This window comes from Xenorhabdus griffiniae (assembly GCF_037265215.1).
In the GTDB taxonomy this organism is placed as follows: Bacteria; Pseudomonadota; Gammaproteobacteria; order Enterobacterales; family Enterobacteriaceae; genus Xenorhabdus; species Xenorhabdus griffiniae.
Genome location: NZ_CP147737.1, coordinates 4,530,786 through 4,545,400, shown reverse-complemented (window position 1 = coordinate 4,545,400; position 14,615 = coordinate 4,530,786). Strand labels below are relative to the sequence as shown.

The window sequence follows — 14,615 nt, the reverse complement described above, 5'->3', positions numbered from 1 at the left end:
TATCCAGTCAAAAGGCCACTCATACGAGTGGCCTTTTGCGTTTTTAGCAAAAACTACTTACTTATCTTTCAAATATAGAGTCTGATAGACTACGACTTAAATTACCCTATTGAGTTTGAAATCAATGTCTGTCTGTCAATCTACTCAACTAAAAGCGTTTAACACGTTTGGCATTTCAGCCAGTGCTGATCATATTGGAATAGCGACTTCTATTGAATCGCTTTTGTCCTTATGGCAAGAAGCAATGGAAAAGAATCATCCTATTTTATTATTGGGGGGAGGAAGTAACATCCTTTTCACCGAAAATTTTAAAGGTACTGTGATCTTAAATCGTATTCTTGGTATCAATATACAAGAGTCAGATACTGCATGGCACATTCATGTTGGTGCAGGTGAAAATTGGCATGAACTGATTACTTATTTATTTAAACAACGGATCTATGGCTTGGAGAATTTAGCCTTAATACCTGGAAATGTTGGTTCTGCTCCAATCCAGAATATTGGAGCATATGGCGTTGAATTTAAACATGTCTGTGAATATGTGGATTTTGTTGAGCTGAAAACAGGTAATTTAATCCGTCTAAGGGCGGATGAGTGTCAATTTGCGTATAGAGACAGCATCTTTAAGCGTCAATATAAAGATGGTTATGCTATTACAGCGGTTGGTTTATGTTTGAATAAGAAGTGGGAACCCATTTTAACGTACGGTGCCTTAGCGCAGTTCTCACGAGAAAAAGTGACACCAGAGCAAATATTCGATGCTGTGTGTGAAATGCGCCAGAGTAAGTTGCCAGATCCTGCGTTGATGGGAAATGCAGGCAGTTTCTTCAAGAACCCTATTGTATCGATTGAGTTAGCGTACAGAATTAAATCTGAATATCCTAACTGTCCTCAATACCCTCATGATGAGCATAGCGTAAAGATTGCAGCGGGTTGGCTTATCGAACAATGTCAATTGAAGGGTTATGCTATTGGTGGCGCTGCCGTACACCTGAAACAATCATTGGTATTAATTAATACAGGTAATGCAACGGGACAAGATGTCATTACCTTAGCTTCTTATGTACGTAATAAGGTTGCAGAAAAATTTAATATCTTCTTAGAGCCTGAGGTACGCTTCATTGGTAGTGCAGGTGAAATAGATGCAGTGGAATGTATTTCATGAAAGATCTTAGTATCCCATTAAAATTAATTAAAGTGTTATCTGATGGCGAAATTCATTCAGGCCAACAACTTGGTCAGGAATTGGGAATGAGCCGAGCAGGAATCAATAAACATATTCAAACTATTCGTGAATGGGGAGTAGAAGTTCTCACTCTTCCAGGTAAAGGTTACCGCTTTCCTGCCCCAATGAATCTTCTGGATAAAAAAGTTATTGAAAATTATCTTCCTAATGATCGTATTGAAGTGATACCTGTCATTGATTCTACGAACCAATATGTTCTGGAAAAATTAGCAGAACTCGATTCAGGAGATGCCTGTGTTGCAGAATATCAATATGCCGGTAGAGGGCGCCGTGGTAGAAAGTGGGTCTCTGCTTTTGGCCGTAACTTATATCTATCTATGTATTGGCGTTTGGAACAAGGACCAGCAGCAGCGATAGGTTTAAGTTTGGTCGTTGGTATTATCATTGCAGAAGTTCTTAATCGCCAGGGAGCAGAAAGCGTAAAAGTAAAATGGCCAAATGACTTGTATTTAGATGATAAAAAACTTGCTGGAATATTGGTTGAGTTGACGGGAAAAACGGGAGATGCAGCCCATGTTGTTATCGGAATAGGCATGAATATTTCGATGAGTAGCGATCAACAGAGATCAATTAATCAAAATTGGACTAATTTACAGCAATCAGGAACGATTATTGAAAGGAATAAATTGGTTGCTGAAATCATAGTGGAACTTAAAAAAGCGTTAATCCAGTTTGAAAATGAAGGGCTAAATTCTTTCATTCCTCGGTGGTTTGAATTAGATAATTTTATTAATCGTTCAGTGAAATTAATTATTGGTGATCAGGAAGTTCATGGGATAGCTCGTGGAATAGATCAACAAGGGGCTTTATTACTTGATATTGACGGAGTTGTTACGCCTTATATCGGTGGTGAAATTTCCTTGAGAGGTTGTTGAATGTAAAGCCGGAAATATTTCCGGCTTTTTGTTTTATTTTCTTAATCTGACGTTTTCAATCGTGTGATTGATGCCTTTCGTCATAATTAAGCTAGCCCGTTCTCTCGTTGGTAAGATGTTTTGCTGTAAGTTTAATCCATTAATTTCCCGCCAAATACTCGATGCTACTTTTATCGCTTCTTCTGTCGTTAGTTTGGAATAATTGTGAAAATAAGAATCAGGATCGGAAAAAGCGCCTTGTCGAAACTTAAGAAAACGATTGACGTACCAGTGTTCGAGTAATTCTTCCGGCGCATCTACATAAATAGAAAAATCAACAAAATCAGAGACAAATACATGATGTGGCTCATGAGGGTAATCCATGCCACTTTGTAATACGTTTAAACCTTCAAGGATAAGAATATCTGGCTTTTCGATAATAAGTTGTTCATGAGGAACGATGTCATAGCTTAGGTGAGAATATACCGGTGCGATGACTTTCTCTGCACCTGATTTTATATCGGAGACAAATTTGACCAAGCTGCGCATATCATAGGATTCAGGGAATCCCTTTTTTTTCATTAAGCCACGTTCATTTAATATATTGTTTGAGTGCAAAAAACCATCTGTTGTCACTAACTTGACACGACGATGTTCTGGCCAACGGCTTAGTAGTGCCTGTAATAAGCGGGCGGTTGTACTTTTCCCGACAGCAACGCTGCCTGCTATACCAATAACATAAGGTATTTTTTGTTCATCCGTCCCCAAAAACTGTTCAAGAACAGCTTGCCGTCGTAAATTGGAACTAATGTAAAAATTGAGTAGACGTGATAATGGAAGATAGATTTCTATCACTTCATCTATTGAGATTTCTTCATTGATCCCTTTTAAAGCAGCGACTTCTTCTTCTGTTAATGTTAACGGCACCGAGTCACGCAATGTGGCCCAATGTTTGCGATCAAATTGTAAATATGGAGTCGTCAAAAAAGATTCTTTCTTATTCATAAGCCAACATCTGCCTGTCTATGCAGGTTGGACAGGTTGTTGAGAACACCCGTATCCGACAAAAAAATAAATCTCATCATATCGGTTGCGCTATCGCAGGCGTAGAATTTTTTATTATTTTAGTCATTTTTTTGATGGCAAATGCAAAAACGTATTATTTTTTAATCTATTATGACCGTCAATGTCTTTCTTTCATAAAGAGAAAGACAACTGTGATTCAACTAAATTTCAAAAAAATAATTGTCAGATGCATTTACTGGTTCTTCCTGCACAAGAGTTGCTTGTTGGATATTTAAGCTGAAACTATTGAAAAAAACACCAGAAGCACCAAAAATGGCTGTTTTGTGAGCGAAAGAACAAAAAAAGCAATTTTTTTGTTGCATCGTGGACCAACTCTTCCTAGAATGCGCAGCACTTGATGCCGGCATAGCTCAGTTGGTAGAGCAACTGACTTGTAATCAGTAGGTCCCGAGTTCGACTCTTGGTGCCGGCACCATTAAAAATTTGGAAAGGTGGGGTTCCCGAGCGGCCAAAGGGAGCAGACTGTAAATCTGCCGTCACAGACTTCGAAGGTTCGAATCCTTCCCCCACCACCATTAACCAGTTTCGATCTTGAGTGTTCTGCTCGAGTTATACTCTAGAAAAAACACTTAAGATATAGTATACAGCTGATTAAAGTCAGGTAGCCGAGTTCACGCGGGCATCGTATAATGGCTATTACCTCAGCCTTCCAAGCTGATGATGCGGGTTCGATTCCCGCTGCCCGCTCCAAGATGTGCTGATATAGCTCAGTTGGTAGAGCACACCCTTGGTAAGGGTGAGGTCGGCAGTTCGAATCTGCCTATCAGCACCACTTCTTCTGTTCTTACCTCCTGATTTTCTTCCTGTAAATATCTCGCAAGCAATTGCTTGGTTGATGTGGTGAAACCACCGATTCCGTGTCTTAGAGGGACAACCTAATGTCTAAAGAAAAGTTTGAACGTTCAAAACCGCACGTTAACGTTGGTACTATCGGCCACGTTGACCACGGTAAAACTACCCTGACTGCTGCAATCACTACCGTTTTGGCAAAAACTTACGGCGGTAACGCGCGTGCATTCGACCAGATCGATAACGCACCAGAAGAAAAAGCGCGTGGTATCACCATCTCTACTTCTCACGTAGAGTACGATACCCCAACTCGCCACTACGCACACGTTGACTGCCCAGGCCACGCCGACTACGTGAAAAACATGATCACCGGTGCTGCTCAGATGGACGGCGCGATCCTGGTAGTTGCTGCGACTGATGGCCCAATGCCACAGACTCGTGAGCACATCCTGCTGGGTCGTCAGGTTGGCGTTCCTTACATCATCGTGTTCCTGAACAAATGTGACATGGTTGATGATGAAGAGCTGCTGGAACTGGTGGAAATGGAAGTCCGTGAGCTGCTGTCTCAGTACGATTTCCCAGGCGACGACACCCCAATCATCCGTGGTTCTGCGCTGAAAGCGCTGGAAGGCGATGCTGAGTGGGAAGCGAAAGTTATCGAACTGGCTGAAGCACTGGATTCTTACATCCCAGAACCAGAGCGTGACATTGACAAGCCATTCCTGCTGCCAATCGAAGACGTATTCTCTATCTCCGGCCGTGGTACTGTAGTTACCGGTCGTGTAGAGCGTGGTATCGTTAAAGTTGGTGACGAAGTTGAAATCGTAGGTATCAAAGAGACGACTAAAACCACTTGTACCGGCGTTGAAATGTTCCGCAAACTGCTGGACGAAGGCCGTGCGGGTGAGAACGTGGGTGTTCTGCTGCGTGGTACTAAGCGTGATGACGTTGAGCGTGGTCAGGTTCTGGCGAAGCCAGGCTCTATCCACCCACACACTCAGTTCGAATCTGAAGTGTATATCCTGAGCAAAGACGAAGGTGGTCGTCATACGCCATTCTTCAAAGGTTACCGTCCACAGTTCTACTTCCGTACAACTGACGTAACCGGTACTATCGAACTGCCAGAAGGCGTAGAGATGGTAATGCCAGGCGACAACATCAACATGAAAGTGACTCTGATTGCGCCAATCGCAATGGACGAAGGTCTGCGCTTCGCAATCCGTGAAGGTGGCCGTACTGTAGGCGCCGGTGTTGTTGCTAAAGTTATTGCTTAATCTTTAATTATCAAAAGATTATAAGAAAGAGGAGCCAAGGCTCCTCTTTTTTTATTTTGAGCCACCGAAGTTGGTGGTTTTTTGTTATTCAACAAAATAAAAACAATAATTGAAATGAGATTTATTTCTATTTACTATTTCGGGGTGTCGCTTATTTTATAAGAGTGGACCATTTTGGGTATGGGGGGTTATCCGACCTAAATAGTCATCGAGAATGTGTAAATAGCTAGAAGAGTGCTTCCATGTATGTTTGTCTCTGTAATGCAATAAGCGATAAAACTATACGCAATGCTGTTCATCAGCAACATATTCGTTCTATCAGTGAATTGAGGAATTTTGTTCCTATAGGAAGCGACTGCGGAAAATGTATACGTCAAGCACGTGAAATAATGAATGAGGAGATTGCCCTGCTACCTCCAATAAATAATGTTGCCTAAAATAAGCACAATTTTCTTGCAATTACTCTGCCAAATTAGTACTACACTTTAGTTACTGGAAGCGGAGGAACTTGTTATGAAAGGTGATAAAAAAATAATTGCACATTTGAATAAACTTCTCGGCAATGAACTTGTCGCCATCAATCAATATTTCTTGCATGCCCGAATGTTTAAGAACTGGGGACTGATACGTTTGAATGACGTCGAGTATCACGAGTCCATTGATGAGATGAAGCATGCAGATAAATTTATCGAACGTATTCTTTTTCTGGAGGGAGTGCCAAATTTACAAGATCTGGGCAAGCTCAATATCGGAGAAGATGTAGAAGAAATGTTGAAATCTGATCTGGAATTAGAATTACGTGGTGCAAAGGATCTCAGAGAAGCAATCGCATATGCCGATTCAGTTCATGATTATGTCAGTAGGGACTTGATGATAGAGGTGCTTGCCGATGAAGAAAATCATATTGATTGGTTGGAAACTCAACTTGAACTGATAGCTAGAATTGGAATACAAAATTACATTCAATCTCAGCTTAGTGAAGAAGAATAGCTATAGTTTGCCGCCCTATAATTTGATGTATATAGGGCGTTTTCCTGCCATTTTCTTTCTTGCTTTCCCCTTTGTTGTCTGTACTTTTGCATAGATTTCACTCTTAATATTGCTTTGTGGGTAAATTCACGTATAATGCGCGGGCTTACCTACACAGAGTAGGACTGATTTATTATCAGTAATGAGCGGTGAATAGCCGCCATTTAAAATACCCCCGATATGGGGGTTATGCACAGAACGATTACACTCCCCCATCAACCGAAATGGGTGCGAGGAGTAATTATTTACGTTTATAAAATAGTTGGAGCTCTGGTCTCATGCAGAACCAAAGAATCCGTATCCGCCTGAAAGCATTTGATCATCGTTTGATCGATCAATCAACTGCGGAAATCGTAGAGACTGCGAAACGCACTGGTGCGCAAGTTCGTGGTCCGATCCCTCTGCCAACTCGTAAAGAGCGTTTTACCGTTCTGATTTCTCCACACGTTAATAAAGATGCGCGTGATCAGTACGAAATTCGCACTCACAAACGTCTGGTTGACATCGTTGAGCCAACCGAGAAAACCGTTGATGCTCTGATGCGTCTGGATCTGGCTGCCGGTGTAGATGTGCAGATCAGCCTGGGTTAATCAGGTCATTGAACGATTGAGAGGTTGAAACAATGATTGGTTTAGTCGGTAAAAAAGTGGGCATGACTCGTATCTTCACTGAAGATGGCGTTTCAATCCCTGTAACTGTTATCGAAATCGAAAATAACCGTGTGACTCAAGTTAAAAACAAAGAGACTGACGGTTATCGTGCAATTCAGGTAACGACTGGTAGCAAAAAAGCTAGTCGTGTTAAGAAAGCTGAAGCGGGTCATTTCGCTAAAGCTGGCGTTGAAGCTGGCCGCATTCTGCGTGAATTCCGCCTGTCAGAAGACGATGCTGAATTCACTGTAGGTCAAAGCATTAGCGTTGAAATTTTCGCTGACGTTAAAAAAGTTGACGTTACTGGTACATCTAAAGGTAAAGGTTTCGCGGGTACTGTTAAACGCTGGAACTTCCGTACTCAGGATGCTACCCATGGTAACTCCTTGTCTCACCGCGTTCCGGGTTCTATCGGTCAGAACCAGACTCCGGGCAAAGTGTTCAAAGGCAAGAAAATGGCAGGCCAACTGGGTAATGAGCGCGTAACTGTTCAGAGCTTAGATGTAGTACGTGTTGACGCTGAGCGTAACCTGCTGCTGGTCAAAGGTGCTGTTCCAGGTGCAACGAACAGTAACCTGATCGTAAAACCGGCTGTCAAGGCGTAACGTCGAGGAGATAGGAATGGAATTGGTAATCAAAGACGCGCAAAGCGCGCTGACTGTTTCCGAAACTACCTTCGGGCGTGATTTCAATGAAGCGCTTGTGCATCAAGTAGTTGTTGCATATGCAGCTGGTGCTCGTCAAGGTACTCGTGCTCAGAAAACTCGTGCCGAAGTTTCTGGTTCAGGTAAAAAACCATGGCGTCAGAAAGGCACTGGCCGTGCGCGTTCTGGTTCTATTAAGAGCCCAATTTGGCGCTCTGGTGGTGTAACTTTCGCAGCGAAACCACAGGACCACAGTCAAAAAGTTAATAAAAAGATGTACCGCGGTGCCCTGAAAAGCATCCTGTCTGAACTGGTACGTCAAGATCGTCTAATCGTTGTCGAGAAGTTCTCTGTTGAAGCACCTAAGACTAAGTTGCTGGTACAGAAACTGAAAGAAATGGCTCTGGAAGACGTGCTGATTGTCACTAGCGAAGTTGATGAGAATCTGTTCTTAGCAGCTCGTAACCTGTACAAGGTTGACGTTCGTGACACAGCAGGTATCGATCCTGTAAGCCTGATTGCCTTCGACAAAGTGGTTATGACTGCTGAAGCTGTGAAGCAAGTTGAGGAGATGCTGGCATGATCCGTGAAGAACGTCTGCTGAAAGTACTGCGCGCGCCGCACGTATCTGAAAAAGCTTCTACAGCGATGGAAAAAAGCAACACCATCGTTCTCAAAGTTGCGAAAGACGCGACTAAAGCAGAGATCAAAGCTGCCGTACAGAAACTGTTTGAAGTTGAAGTTGAAGGTGTAAACACTTTGCTGGTAAAAGGCAAAGTTAAACGCCACGGACAGCGTATTGGTCGTCGTAGCGACTGGAAAAAGGCTTACGTCACCTTGAAAGAAGGCCAGAACCTGGACTTCGTTGGCGGCGCTGAGTAAGTCGGAGGAGTAAAGAACAATGGCAATTGTTAAATGTAAACCTACGTCTCCGGGCCGTCGCCACGTTGTTAAAGTGGTTAACCCTGAGCTGCATAAGGGTAAACCTTATGCTCCGTTGTTGGAAAAAAACAACAAAACCGGTGGTCGTAACAACAATGGTCGTATTACCACTCGTCACATCGGTGGTGGCCATAAACAGCATTATCGTCTGATTGACTTTAAACGTAACAAAGACGGTATCCCTGCTGTTGTTGAGCGTCTGGAATATGATCCAAACCGTTCAGCAAACATCGCACTGGTTCTGTACAAAGACGGTGAGCGTCGTTACATCCTTGCGCCTAAGGGCCTGAAAGCGGGTGATCAAATCCAGTCTGGTGCTGATTCAGCGATCAAGACCGGTAACGCTCTGCCAATGCGCAACATTCCGGTTGGTTCTACTGTTCACAACATAGAAATGAAACCAGGTAAAGGTGGCCAGTTGGCTCGTTCAGCAGGTGCTTATGCTCAGATCGTTGCTCGTGATGGTTCTTATGTAACCCTGCGTCTGCGTTCTGGTGAAATGCGTAAAGTTCTGTCTGATTGCCGCGCTACTTTAGGTGAAGTTGGTAACGCAGAACATATGCTGCGCGTTCTGGGTAAAGCTGGTGCAAGCCGCTGGCGTGGTATTCGTCCTACCGTTCGTGGTACGGCGATGAACCCAGTAGACCATCCACATGGTGGTGGTGAAGGTCGTAACTTTGGTAAACACCCTGTAACTCCATGGGGCATCCAGACCAAAGGTAAGAAGACCCGTAGCAACAAACGTACTGATAAATATATCGTACGTCGCCGTTCTAAAAAATAATTAGAGGATAAACCATGCCACGTTCTCTCAAGAAAGGTCCATTTATTGACCTGCACTTGCTGAAGAAGGTAGAGAAAGCGGTGGAAAGCGGAGACAAAAAGCCTATTAAGACTTGGTCCCGTCGTTCAACGATCTTTCCTAACATGATCGGTTTGACCATCGCTGTCCATAATGGTCGTCAGCATGTACCAGTTTTTGTTTCCGACGAAATGGTTGGTCACAAACTGGGTGAATTCGCGCCGACCCGTACTTATCGCGGCCATGCGGCCGATAAAAAGGCTAAAAAGCGCTAAGGTAGGAGGAAGAGATGGAAACTATCGCTAAACATCGCCACGCTCGTTCTTCTGCTCAGAAGGTTCGCCTTGTGGCTGACCTGATCCGCGGTAAGAAAGTGTCGCAAGCTCTGGAAACTCTGACCTATACCAACAAAAAAGCTGCTGGTTTAGTGAAGAAAGTACTTGAGTCTGCTATTGCTAACGCAGAACACAACGATGGCGCTGACATCGATGATCTGAAAGTCACGAAAATTTTCGTAGACGAAGGCCCAACTATGAAGCGTATTATGCCTCGTGCCAAAGGCCGTGCAGATCGTATCCTGAAGCGCACCAGCCACATCACTGTGGTTGTGTCCGATCGCTGAGACTCTGGAGACTAGCAATGGGTCAGAAAGTACATCCTAATGGTATTCGTCTGGGTATTGTCAAACCTTGGAACTCTACCTGGTATGCGAATACCAAAGAATTCGCTGACAACCTGGACAGCGACTTTAAAGTTCGCCAGTACTTGAACAAAGAACTGGTTAAAGCATCTATTTCACGTATCGTTATCGAACGTCCTGCGAAAAGCATCCGTGTGACTATTCACACTGCTCGTCCAGGCATTGTAATCGGTAAAAAAGGTGAAGACGTTGAAAAACTGCGTAAGGCTGTAGCGGATATCGCTGGCGTTCCTGCGCAGATCAATATTGCCGAAGTACGTAAACCTGAACTGGACGCAAAACTGGTTGCTGACAGCATCAGTTCACAGCTGGAACGTCGTGTCATGTTCCGTCGTGCTATGAAACGTGCTGTACAGAACGCTATGCGTTTGGGCGCTAAAGGTATCAAAGTGGAAGTCAGCGGCCGTCTGGGCGGTGCTGAAATTGCACGTACTGAGTGGTATCGTGAAGGTCGTGTACCTCTGCATACTCTGCGTGCAGACATCGACTACAATACTTCTGAAGCGCACACCACTTATGGTGTAATCGGCGTTAAGGTATGGATCTTCAAAGGTGAGATCCTGGGTGGTATGGCTGCAGTTGAACAGGCGGAAAAACCGGCTGCTCAACCTAAAAAGCAGCAGCGTAAAGGCCGCAAGTAAGGAGAGTCGCTGATGTTACAACCAAAGCGTACGAAATTCCGTAAAGTGCACAAAGGCCGCAACCGTGGTCTGGCTGCAGGTGCGGATGTTAGCTTCGGCACTTTCGGTCTGAAAGCTGTAGGCCGTGGTCGTCTGACTGCTCGTCAGATCGAAGCGGCACGTCGTGCTATGACCCGTGCAATTAAACGTCAAGGTAAAATCTGGATCCGTGTGTTCCCAGACAAACCTATCACCGAAAAGCCACTCGAAGTGCGTATGGGTAAAGGTAAAGGTAACGTAGAATACTGGGTTGCCTTGATCCAGCCCGGTAAAGTCCTGTATGAAATGGACGGTGTGCCTGAAGAGCTGGCTCGTGAAGCATTCAAGCTGGCAGCAGCGAAACTGCCTATCAAAACCACCTTTGTAACTAAGACGGTGATGTAATGAAAGCACAAGAGCTGCGCGAAAAAAGCGTTGAAGAGCTGAACACTGAGCTGCTGAACCTGTTACGTGAACAATTCAATCTGCGTATGCAGGCGGCAAGTGGCCAGCTGCAACAGTCTCACCTGTTGAAACAAGTGCGTCGTAATATTGCACGCGTTAAGACTTTACTGACTGAGAAGGCGGGTGCGTAATGACCGATAAAATCCGTACTCTGCAAGGTCGTGTTATTAGCGACAAAATGGAAAAATCCATTGTTGTTGCTATTGAGCGTAAGGTGAAACACCCACTGTATGGTAAGTTCATCAAACGTACGACTAAACTGCACGTACATGACGAGAACAATGAATGTGGAATTGGTGATGTAGTGGAAATCCGCGAAACCCGTCCACTGTCTAAGACTAAATCTTGGACTTTAGTTCGCGTTGTAGAGAAAGCGGTTCTATAATAGATCGCTGTATCGTACGAAATAAACGGCCCAAAAAATAACGGGGCCGTTTATTTTTCTGTCCATCGCGAAGATGTGGTGTTATAATGCCGCGCCCTCGTAGTATGGGATATTGAAACGGCCTCTTTAAAAATAAAGTGGCTCAGTAGTAGTTGACATTTAGCGGAGCACTAAAATGATCCAAGAACAGACTATGCTGAACGTGGCCGACAACTCCGGTGCACGTCGCGTAATGTGTATCAAGGTTCTAGGTGGCTCGCACCGTCGCTACGCAGATGTCGGTGACATCATCAAGATCACTATCAAGGAAGCAATTCCTCGCGGTAAAGTGAAAAAAGGTGATGTCCTGAAAGCGGTAGTGGTGCGCACCAAGAAGGGTGTTCGTCGCCCGGACGGTTCTGTCATTCGCTTCGATAGCAACGCTTGTGTATTGTTGAACAACAATAGTGAGCAAGTTATCGGTACGCGTATTTTTGGGCCGGTGACTCGTGAACTTCGTAATGAAAAGTTCATGAAAATTATCTCTCTGGCACCTGAAGTACTCTAAGGAGCAGGCAATGGCAGCGAAAATCCGTCGTGATGACGAAATTATCGTGCTGACTGGTAAAGACAAAGGTAAGCGCGGTAAAGTAAAACAGGTTCTTTCTTCTGGTAAAGTCATTGTTGAAGGCATCAACCTGGTTAAAAAACATCAGAAACCAGTTCCGGCTCTGAACCAACCAGGTGGCATCGTTGAAAAAGAAGCAGCTATCAATGTTTCTAACGTTGCGATCTTCAACACAGCAACCGGCAAGGCTGACCGTGTAGGTTTTAGATTTGAAGACGGCAAAAAAGTCCGTTTCTTCAAATCTAATAACGAAACTATCAAGTAATTTGGAGTATACGATGGCGAAACTGCATGATTACTACAAAGACGAGGTAGTCAAAAAACTGATGACTCAGTTTGGTTACCATTCTGTCATGCAAGTCCCTCGGGTCGAGAAGATCACCCTGAACATGGGTGTTGGTGAAGCAATCGCTGACAAAAAACTGCTGGATAACGCAGCAGCTGACTTGGCAGCAATCTCTGGTCAGAAGCCATTGATCACCAAAGCACGCAAATCAGTTGCAGGCTTCAAAATCCGTCAGGGCTATCCAATCGGCTGTAAAGTAACCCTGCGTGGAAAACGCATGTGGGAGTTCTTTGAGCGCCTGATTTCTATTGCTGTACCACGTATCCGTGACTTCCGTGGTTTGTCCGCTAAATCATTCGATGGTCGTGGTAACTACAGCATGGGTGTTCGTGAGCAAATCATCTTCCCTGAAATCGATTACGATAAAGTGGATCGCGTACGTGGTTTGGATATTACTATCACCACTACTGCGAAATCTGATGATGAAGGCCGCGCACTGTTGGCTGCGTTTAACTTCCCGTTCCGCAAGTAAGGCAGGGTACTCATGGCTAAGCAATCAATGAAAGCACGTGATGTAAAACGTGCGAAATTAGCTGAGAAATTCTTCGCAAAACGCGTTGAACTGAAAGCGATCATCTCTGATGTAAACGCATCTGATGAAGACCGTTGGAATGCTGTTCTGAAACTGCAAACACTGCCACGTGATTCCAGCCCTTGCCGTCAGCGTAACCGCTGCCGTCAGACTGGGCGTCCGCATGCATTTTTGCGGAAGTTTGGGTTGAGCCGTATTAAAGTCCGTGAAGCCGCTATGCGCGGTGAAATCCCGGGCCTTAAAAAGGCTAGCTGGTAATTGTCACCAATTGAATCACGGGAGTAAAGACAGATGAGCATGCAAGATCCGATCGCGGATATGCTGACCCGTATCCGTAACGGTCAGGCCGCGAATAAAGTTGCGGTCACCATGCCTTCCTCCAAGCTGAAAGTGGCAATTGCCAAGGTGCTGAAGGAAGAAGGTTACATTGAAGATTTTAAAATCGAAGGCGACACTAAGCCAGAACTGGAAATCACTCTGAAGTATTTCCAAGGTAAGGCTGTTGTAGAAAGCATTCAGCGTGTAAGCCGCCCAAGTCTGCGCATCTATAAGAAAAAAGATGAGCTGCCACAAGTTATGGCTGGTTTGGGAATCGCTGTTGTTTCTACCTCTAAAGGTGTAATGACTGATCGTGCAGCTCGCCAGGCTGGTCTGGGTGGCGAGATTCTCTGCTACGTAGCTTAATTCGGGAGGAAAGAATGTCTCGTGTTGCAAAAGCACCCGTCGTCATTCCTGCCGGCGTAGAGGTTAAACTCGACGGTCAGGTTATTTCGATTAAGGGTAAAAACGGCGAGCTAAGTCGTAAAATCCACAACGCAGTTGAAGTTAATCATGCGGACAGCCAACTGACTTTCGCTCCGCGCGAAGGTTTTGCTGACGCTTGGGCGCAGGCAGGTACAACTCGTTCTCTGCTGAACGCTATGGTTATTGGTGTTAACGAAGGTTTCACTAAGAAACTTCAGCTGGTTGGTGTTGGTTATCGTGCAGCAGTTAAAGGCAACGTAGTTAGCTTGTCTTTAGGCTTCTCGCATCCGGTTGAGCATCAGCTGCCAGCAGGCATAACTGCGGAATGCCCATCACAAACTGAAATCGTACTGAAAGGTGCTGATAAGCAAGTGATTGGTCAGGTTGCGGCAGATTTGCGTGCCTATCGTCGTCCTGAGCCATATAAAGGCAAGGGTGTTCGTTACGCCGATGAAGTCGTGCGTACCAAAGAGGCTAAGAAGAAGTAAGGTAACACTATGGATAAGAAAGCAGCTCGTATCCGTCGTGCGACCCGCGCACGCCGCAAGCTCAAAGAACTGGGTGCGACTCGCCTGGTGGTACATCGTACCCCTCGCCATATTTATGCGCAGGTTATCGCACCAAATGGTTCTGAAACTCTGGTGGCCGCTTCTACAACAGAAAAAGCTATCAGTGAACAACTGAAATTTACTGGAAACAAAGAAGCCGCAGCATTAGTTGGCAAGATTGTTGCTGAACGTGCTCTGGAAAAAGGCATCAAAGATGTATCCTTTGACCGTTCTGGTTTCCAATATCATGGTAGAGTCCAGGCACTGGCAGATGCTGCCCGTGAAGCTGGCCTTCAGTTCTAAGGTAGAGGTG

General features: G+C 44.8%; 25 protein-coding genes and 4 tRNA genes. 27 read left to right on the top strand and 2 right to left on the bottom strand.

Translation table 11 applies throughout. The features are described from left to right. Positions 1-124: 124 nt before the first annotated feature. Complete coding sequence (gene murB, locus WDV75_RS20865) at positions 125-1,165, top strand: UDP-N-acetylmuramate dehydrogenase (protein ID WP_273572239.1); 1,041 nt, start codon at positions 125-127, stop codon at positions 1,163-1,165. Then, positions 1,162-2,121 carry a bifunctional biotin--[acetyl-CoA-carboxylase] ligase/biotin operon repressor BirA gene (birA, locus tag WDV75_RS20860; RefSeq protein WP_273572237.1) on the top strand — a complete coding sequence of 320 codons (960 nt, stop codon included), beginning with the start codon at positions 1,162-1,164 and terminating at the stop codon, positions 2,119-2,121. The genes murB and birA overlap by 4 nt, the downstream gene beginning before the upstream one ends. A gap of 33 nt (positions 2,122-2,154) precedes the next feature. On the opposite strand, the gene coaA is transcribed toward birA, so the two are convergent. Beyond that, positions 2,155-3,105 carry a type I pantothenate kinase gene (gene coaA, locus WDV75_RS20855; RefSeq protein ID WP_273572236.1) on the bottom strand — a complete coding sequence of 317 codons (951 nt, stop codon included), beginning with the start codon at positions 3,103-3,105 and terminating at the stop codon, positions 2,155-2,157. A 221-nt stretch (positions 3,106-3,326) separates the two neighbouring features. Then, complete coding sequence (locus WDV75_RS20850; protein WP_338804008.1) at positions 3,327-3,488, bottom strand: hypothetical protein; 162 nt, start codon at positions 3,486-3,488, stop codon at positions 3,327-3,329. Positions 3,489-3,525: 37 nt separating this feature from the next. On the opposite strand from WDV75_RS20850, the gene WDV75_RS20845 reads away from it, so the two are divergent. The 25 genes from WDV75_RS20845 to rplR all read left to right on the top strand — a co-directional run bounded on the left by WDV75_RS20845 (position 3,526) and on the right by rplR (position 14,605). Then, positions 3,526-3,601, top strand: a tRNA-Thr gene (locus tag WDV75_RS20845). A 15-nt stretch (positions 3,602-3,616) separates the two neighbouring features. Further along, a tRNA-Tyr gene (locus WDV75_RS20840) sits at positions 3,617-3,701 on the top strand. 100 nt (positions 3,702-3,801) lie between these two features. Next, positions 3,802-3,876, top strand: a tRNA-Gly gene (locus WDV75_RS20835). Positions 3,877-3,882: 6 nt separating this feature from the next. Beyond that, positions 3,883-3,958, top strand: a tRNA-Thr gene (locus WDV75_RS20830). A gap of 106 nt (positions 3,959-4,064) precedes the next feature. After that, positions 4,065-5,249: an elongation factor Tu gene (tuf, locus tag WDV75_RS20825; protein ID WP_338804007.1), complete on the top strand. Its 1,185-nt coding sequence runs from the start codon at positions 4,065-4,067 to the stop codon at positions 5,247-5,249. Positions 5,250-5,491: 242 nt separating this feature from the next. Further along, entirely contained in the window at positions 5,492-5,686 is a 195-nt protein-coding gene (gene bfd, locus WDV75_RS20820; RefSeq protein ID WP_273571439.1) for a bacterioferritin-associated ferredoxin, read from the top strand. A gap of 76 nt (positions 5,687-5,762) precedes the next feature. Then, positions 5,763-6,239, top strand: coding sequence for a bacterioferritin (bfr, locus tag WDV75_RS20815; RefSeq protein WP_273571441.1), 477 nt, complete (start codon positions 5,763-5,765; stop codon positions 6,237-6,239). Positions 6,240-6,556: 317 nt separating this feature from the next. Beyond that, positions 6,557-6,868 carry a 30S ribosomal protein S10 gene (gene rpsJ, locus WDV75_RS20810; protein WP_001181005.1) on the top strand — a complete coding sequence of 104 codons (312 nt, stop codon included), beginning with the start codon at positions 6,557-6,559 and terminating at the stop codon, positions 6,866-6,868. A gap of 32 nt (positions 6,869-6,900) precedes the next feature. Further along, entirely contained in the window at positions 6,901-7,533 is a 633-nt protein-coding gene (gene rplC / locus WDV75_RS20805; RefSeq protein ID WP_189760120.1) for a 50S ribosomal protein L3, read from the top strand. 16 nt (positions 7,534-7,549) lie between these two features. Beyond that, positions 7,550-8,155 (top strand): 50S ribosomal protein L4, encoded by a 606-nt coding sequence (gene rplD, locus WDV75_RS20800; protein WP_189760121.1) that lies wholly within the window; start codon positions 7,550-7,552, stop codon positions 8,153-8,155. Further along, positions 8,152-8,454, top strand: a complete 303-nt coding sequence (rplW, locus tag WDV75_RS20795; protein WP_038269605.1) for a 50S ribosomal protein L23 — start codon at positions 8,152-8,154, stop codon at positions 8,452-8,454. The genes rplD and rplW overlap by 4 nt, the downstream gene beginning before the upstream one ends. Before the next feature lie 19 nt (positions 8,455-8,473). Beyond that, positions 8,474-9,298 (top strand): 50S ribosomal protein L2, encoded by an 825-nt coding sequence (gene rplB, locus WDV75_RS20790; RefSeq protein WP_189760122.1) that lies wholly within the window; start codon positions 8,474-8,476, stop codon positions 9,296-9,298. 14 nt (positions 9,299-9,312) lie between these two features. Then, complete coding sequence (rpsS, locus tag WDV75_RS20785) at positions 9,313-9,591, top strand: 30S ribosomal protein S19 (protein WP_011148791.1); 279 nt, start codon at positions 9,313-9,315, stop codon at positions 9,589-9,591. Between the two features lie 14 nt (positions 9,592-9,605). Continuing rightward, on the top strand, positions 9,606-9,938 hold the full coding sequence (gene rplV / locus WDV75_RS20780) for a 50S ribosomal protein L22 (protein WP_010847481.1): 333 nt from the start codon (positions 9,606-9,608) through the stop codon (positions 9,936-9,938). 17 nt (positions 9,939-9,955) lie between these two features. Then, positions 9,956-10,657, top strand: coding sequence for a 30S ribosomal protein S3 (gene rpsC / locus WDV75_RS20775; protein WP_010847482.1), 702 nt, complete (start codon positions 9,956-9,958; stop codon positions 10,655-10,657). A gap of 12 nt (positions 10,658-10,669) precedes the next feature. Continuing rightward, positions 10,670-11,080, top strand: coding sequence for a 50S ribosomal protein L16 (gene rplP / locus WDV75_RS20770; protein ID WP_012990491.1), 411 nt, complete (start codon positions 10,670-10,672; stop codon positions 11,078-11,080). Beyond that, positions 11,080-11,271 carry a 50S ribosomal protein L29 gene (rpmC, locus tag WDV75_RS20765; RefSeq protein WP_010847484.1) on the top strand — a complete coding sequence of 64 codons (192 nt, stop codon included), beginning with the start codon at positions 11,080-11,082 and terminating at the stop codon, positions 11,269-11,271. The genes rplP and rpmC overlap by 1 nt, the downstream gene beginning before the upstream one ends. Further along, positions 11,271-11,525 carry a 30S ribosomal protein S17 gene (gene rpsQ / locus WDV75_RS20760; RefSeq protein ID WP_038240484.1) on the top strand — a complete coding sequence of 85 codons (255 nt, stop codon included), beginning with the start codon at positions 11,271-11,273 and terminating at the stop codon, positions 11,523-11,525. The genes rpmC and rpsQ overlap by 1 nt, the downstream gene beginning before the upstream one ends. A gap of 175 nt (positions 11,526-11,700) precedes the next feature. Beyond that, positions 11,701-12,072: a 50S ribosomal protein L14 gene (gene rplN / locus WDV75_RS20755; protein WP_004246955.1), complete on the top strand. Its 372-nt coding sequence runs from the start codon at positions 11,701-11,703 to the stop codon at positions 12,070-12,072. A 10-nt stretch (positions 12,073-12,082) separates the two neighbouring features. Beyond that, the gene (gene rplX / locus WDV75_RS20750) at positions 12,083-12,397 is read left to right on the top strand and encodes a 50S ribosomal protein L24 (protein ID WP_038269614.1); all 315 of its coding nucleotides are present in this window, start codon (positions 12,083-12,085) and stop codon (positions 12,395-12,397) included. A gap of 13 nt (positions 12,398-12,410) precedes the next feature. Further along, positions 12,411-12,950 carry a 50S ribosomal protein L5 gene (gene rplE, locus WDV75_RS20745; protein ID WP_074021486.1) on the top strand — a complete coding sequence of 180 codons (540 nt, stop codon included), beginning with the start codon at positions 12,411-12,413 and terminating at the stop codon, positions 12,948-12,950. A 12-nt stretch (positions 12,951-12,962) separates the two neighbouring features. After that, positions 12,963-13,268, top strand: a complete 306-nt coding sequence (rpsN, locus tag WDV75_RS20740; protein WP_010847489.1) for a 30S ribosomal protein S14 — start codon at positions 12,963-12,965, stop codon at positions 13,266-13,268. A 33-nt stretch (positions 13,269-13,301) separates the two neighbouring features. Next, complete coding sequence (gene rpsH / locus WDV75_RS20735; protein WP_038240479.1) at positions 13,302-13,694, top strand: 30S ribosomal protein S8; 393 nt, start codon at positions 13,302-13,304, stop codon at positions 13,692-13,694. A gap of 14 nt (positions 13,695-13,708) precedes the next feature. Then, positions 13,709-14,242, top strand: coding sequence for a 50S ribosomal protein L6 (gene rplF, locus WDV75_RS20730; RefSeq protein WP_074021488.1), 534 nt, complete (start codon positions 13,709-13,711; stop codon positions 14,240-14,242). Between the two features lie 9 nt (positions 14,243-14,251). Beyond that, positions 14,252-14,605 (top strand): 50S ribosomal protein L18, encoded by a 354-nt coding sequence (rplR, locus tag WDV75_RS20725; protein ID WP_047771700.1) that lies wholly within the window; start codon positions 14,252-14,254, stop codon positions 14,603-14,605. Positions 14,606-14,615 lie beyond the last annotated feature (10 nt).

Excerpts from the sequence above, each read along its gene's own strand:
- murB (WP_273572239.1), top strand. The coding sequence starts at position 125 with ATGTCTGTCTGTCAATCTACTCAACTAAAAGCGTTTAACACGTTTGGC.
- birA (WP_273572237.1), top strand. The coding sequence starts at position 1,162 with ATGAAAGATCTTAGTATCCCATTAAAATTAATTAAAGTGTTATCTGAT.
- coaA (WP_273572236.1), bottom strand. The coding sequence starts at position 3,105 with ATGAATAAGAAAGAATCTTTTTTGACGACTCCATATTTACAATTTGAT.
- WDV75_RS20850 (WP_338804008.1), bottom strand. The coding sequence starts at position 3,488 with ATGCAACAAAAAAATTGCTTTTTTTGTTCTTTCGCTCACAAAACAGCC.
- tuf (WP_338804007.1), top strand. The coding sequence starts at position 4,065 with ATGTCTAAAGAAAAGTTTGAACGTTCAAAACCGCACGTTAACGTTGGT.
- bfd (WP_273571439.1), top strand. The coding sequence starts at position 5,492 with ATGTATGTTTGTCTCTGTAATGCAATAAGCGATAAAACTATACGCAAT.
- bfr (WP_273571441.1), top strand. The coding sequence starts at position 5,763 with ATGAAAGGTGATAAAAAAATAATTGCACATTTGAATAAACTTCTCGGC.
- rpsJ (WP_001181005.1), top strand. The coding sequence starts at position 6,557 with ATGCAGAACCAAAGAATCCGTATCCGCCTGAAAGCATTTGATCATCGT.
- rplC (WP_189760120.1), top strand. The coding sequence starts at position 6,901 with ATGATTGGTTTAGTCGGTAAAAAAGTGGGCATGACTCGTATCTTCACT.
- rplD (WP_189760121.1), top strand. The coding sequence starts at position 7,550 with ATGGAATTGGTAATCAAAGACGCGCAAAGCGCGCTGACTGTTTCCGAA.
- rplW (WP_038269605.1), top strand. The coding sequence starts at position 8,152 with ATGATCCGTGAAGAACGTCTGCTGAAAGTACTGCGCGCGCCGCACGTA.
- rplB (WP_189760122.1), top strand. The coding sequence starts at position 8,474 with ATGGCAATTGTTAAATGTAAACCTACGTCTCCGGGCCGTCGCCACGTT.
- rpsS (WP_011148791.1), top strand. The coding sequence starts at position 9,313 with ATGCCACGTTCTCTCAAGAAAGGTCCATTTATTGACCTGCACTTGCTG.
- rplV (WP_010847481.1), top strand. The coding sequence starts at position 9,606 with ATGGAAACTATCGCTAAACATCGCCACGCTCGTTCTTCTGCTCAGAAG.
- rpsC (WP_010847482.1), top strand. The coding sequence starts at position 9,956 with ATGGGTCAGAAAGTACATCCTAATGGTATTCGTCTGGGTATTGTCAAA.
- rplP (WP_012990491.1), top strand. The coding sequence starts at position 10,670 with ATGTTACAACCAAAGCGTACGAAATTCCGTAAAGTGCACAAAGGCCGC.
- rpmC (WP_010847484.1), top strand. The coding sequence starts at position 11,080 with ATGAAAGCACAAGAGCTGCGCGAAAAAAGCGTTGAAGAGCTGAACACT.
- rpsQ (WP_038240484.1), top strand. The coding sequence starts at position 11,271 with ATGACCGATAAAATCCGTACTCTGCAAGGTCGTGTTATTAGCGACAAA.
- rplN (WP_004246955.1), top strand. The coding sequence starts at position 11,701 with ATGATCCAAGAACAGACTATGCTGAACGTGGCCGACAACTCCGGTGCA.
- rplX (WP_038269614.1), top strand. The coding sequence starts at position 12,083 with ATGGCAGCGAAAATCCGTCGTGATGACGAAATTATCGTGCTGACTGGT.
- rplE (WP_074021486.1), top strand. The coding sequence starts at position 12,411 with ATGGCGAAACTGCATGATTACTACAAAGACGAGGTAGTCAAAAAACTG.
- rpsN (WP_010847489.1), top strand. The coding sequence starts at position 12,963 with ATGGCTAAGCAATCAATGAAAGCACGTGATGTAAAACGTGCGAAATTA.
- rpsH (WP_038240479.1), top strand. The coding sequence starts at position 13,302 with ATGAGCATGCAAGATCCGATCGCGGATATGCTGACCCGTATCCGTAAC.
- rplF (WP_074021488.1), top strand. The coding sequence starts at position 13,709 with ATGTCTCGTGTTGCAAAAGCACCCGTCGTCATTCCTGCCGGCGTAGAG.
- rplR (WP_047771700.1), top strand. The coding sequence starts at position 14,252 with ATGGATAAGAAAGCAGCTCGTATCCGTCGTGCGACCCGCGCACGCCGC.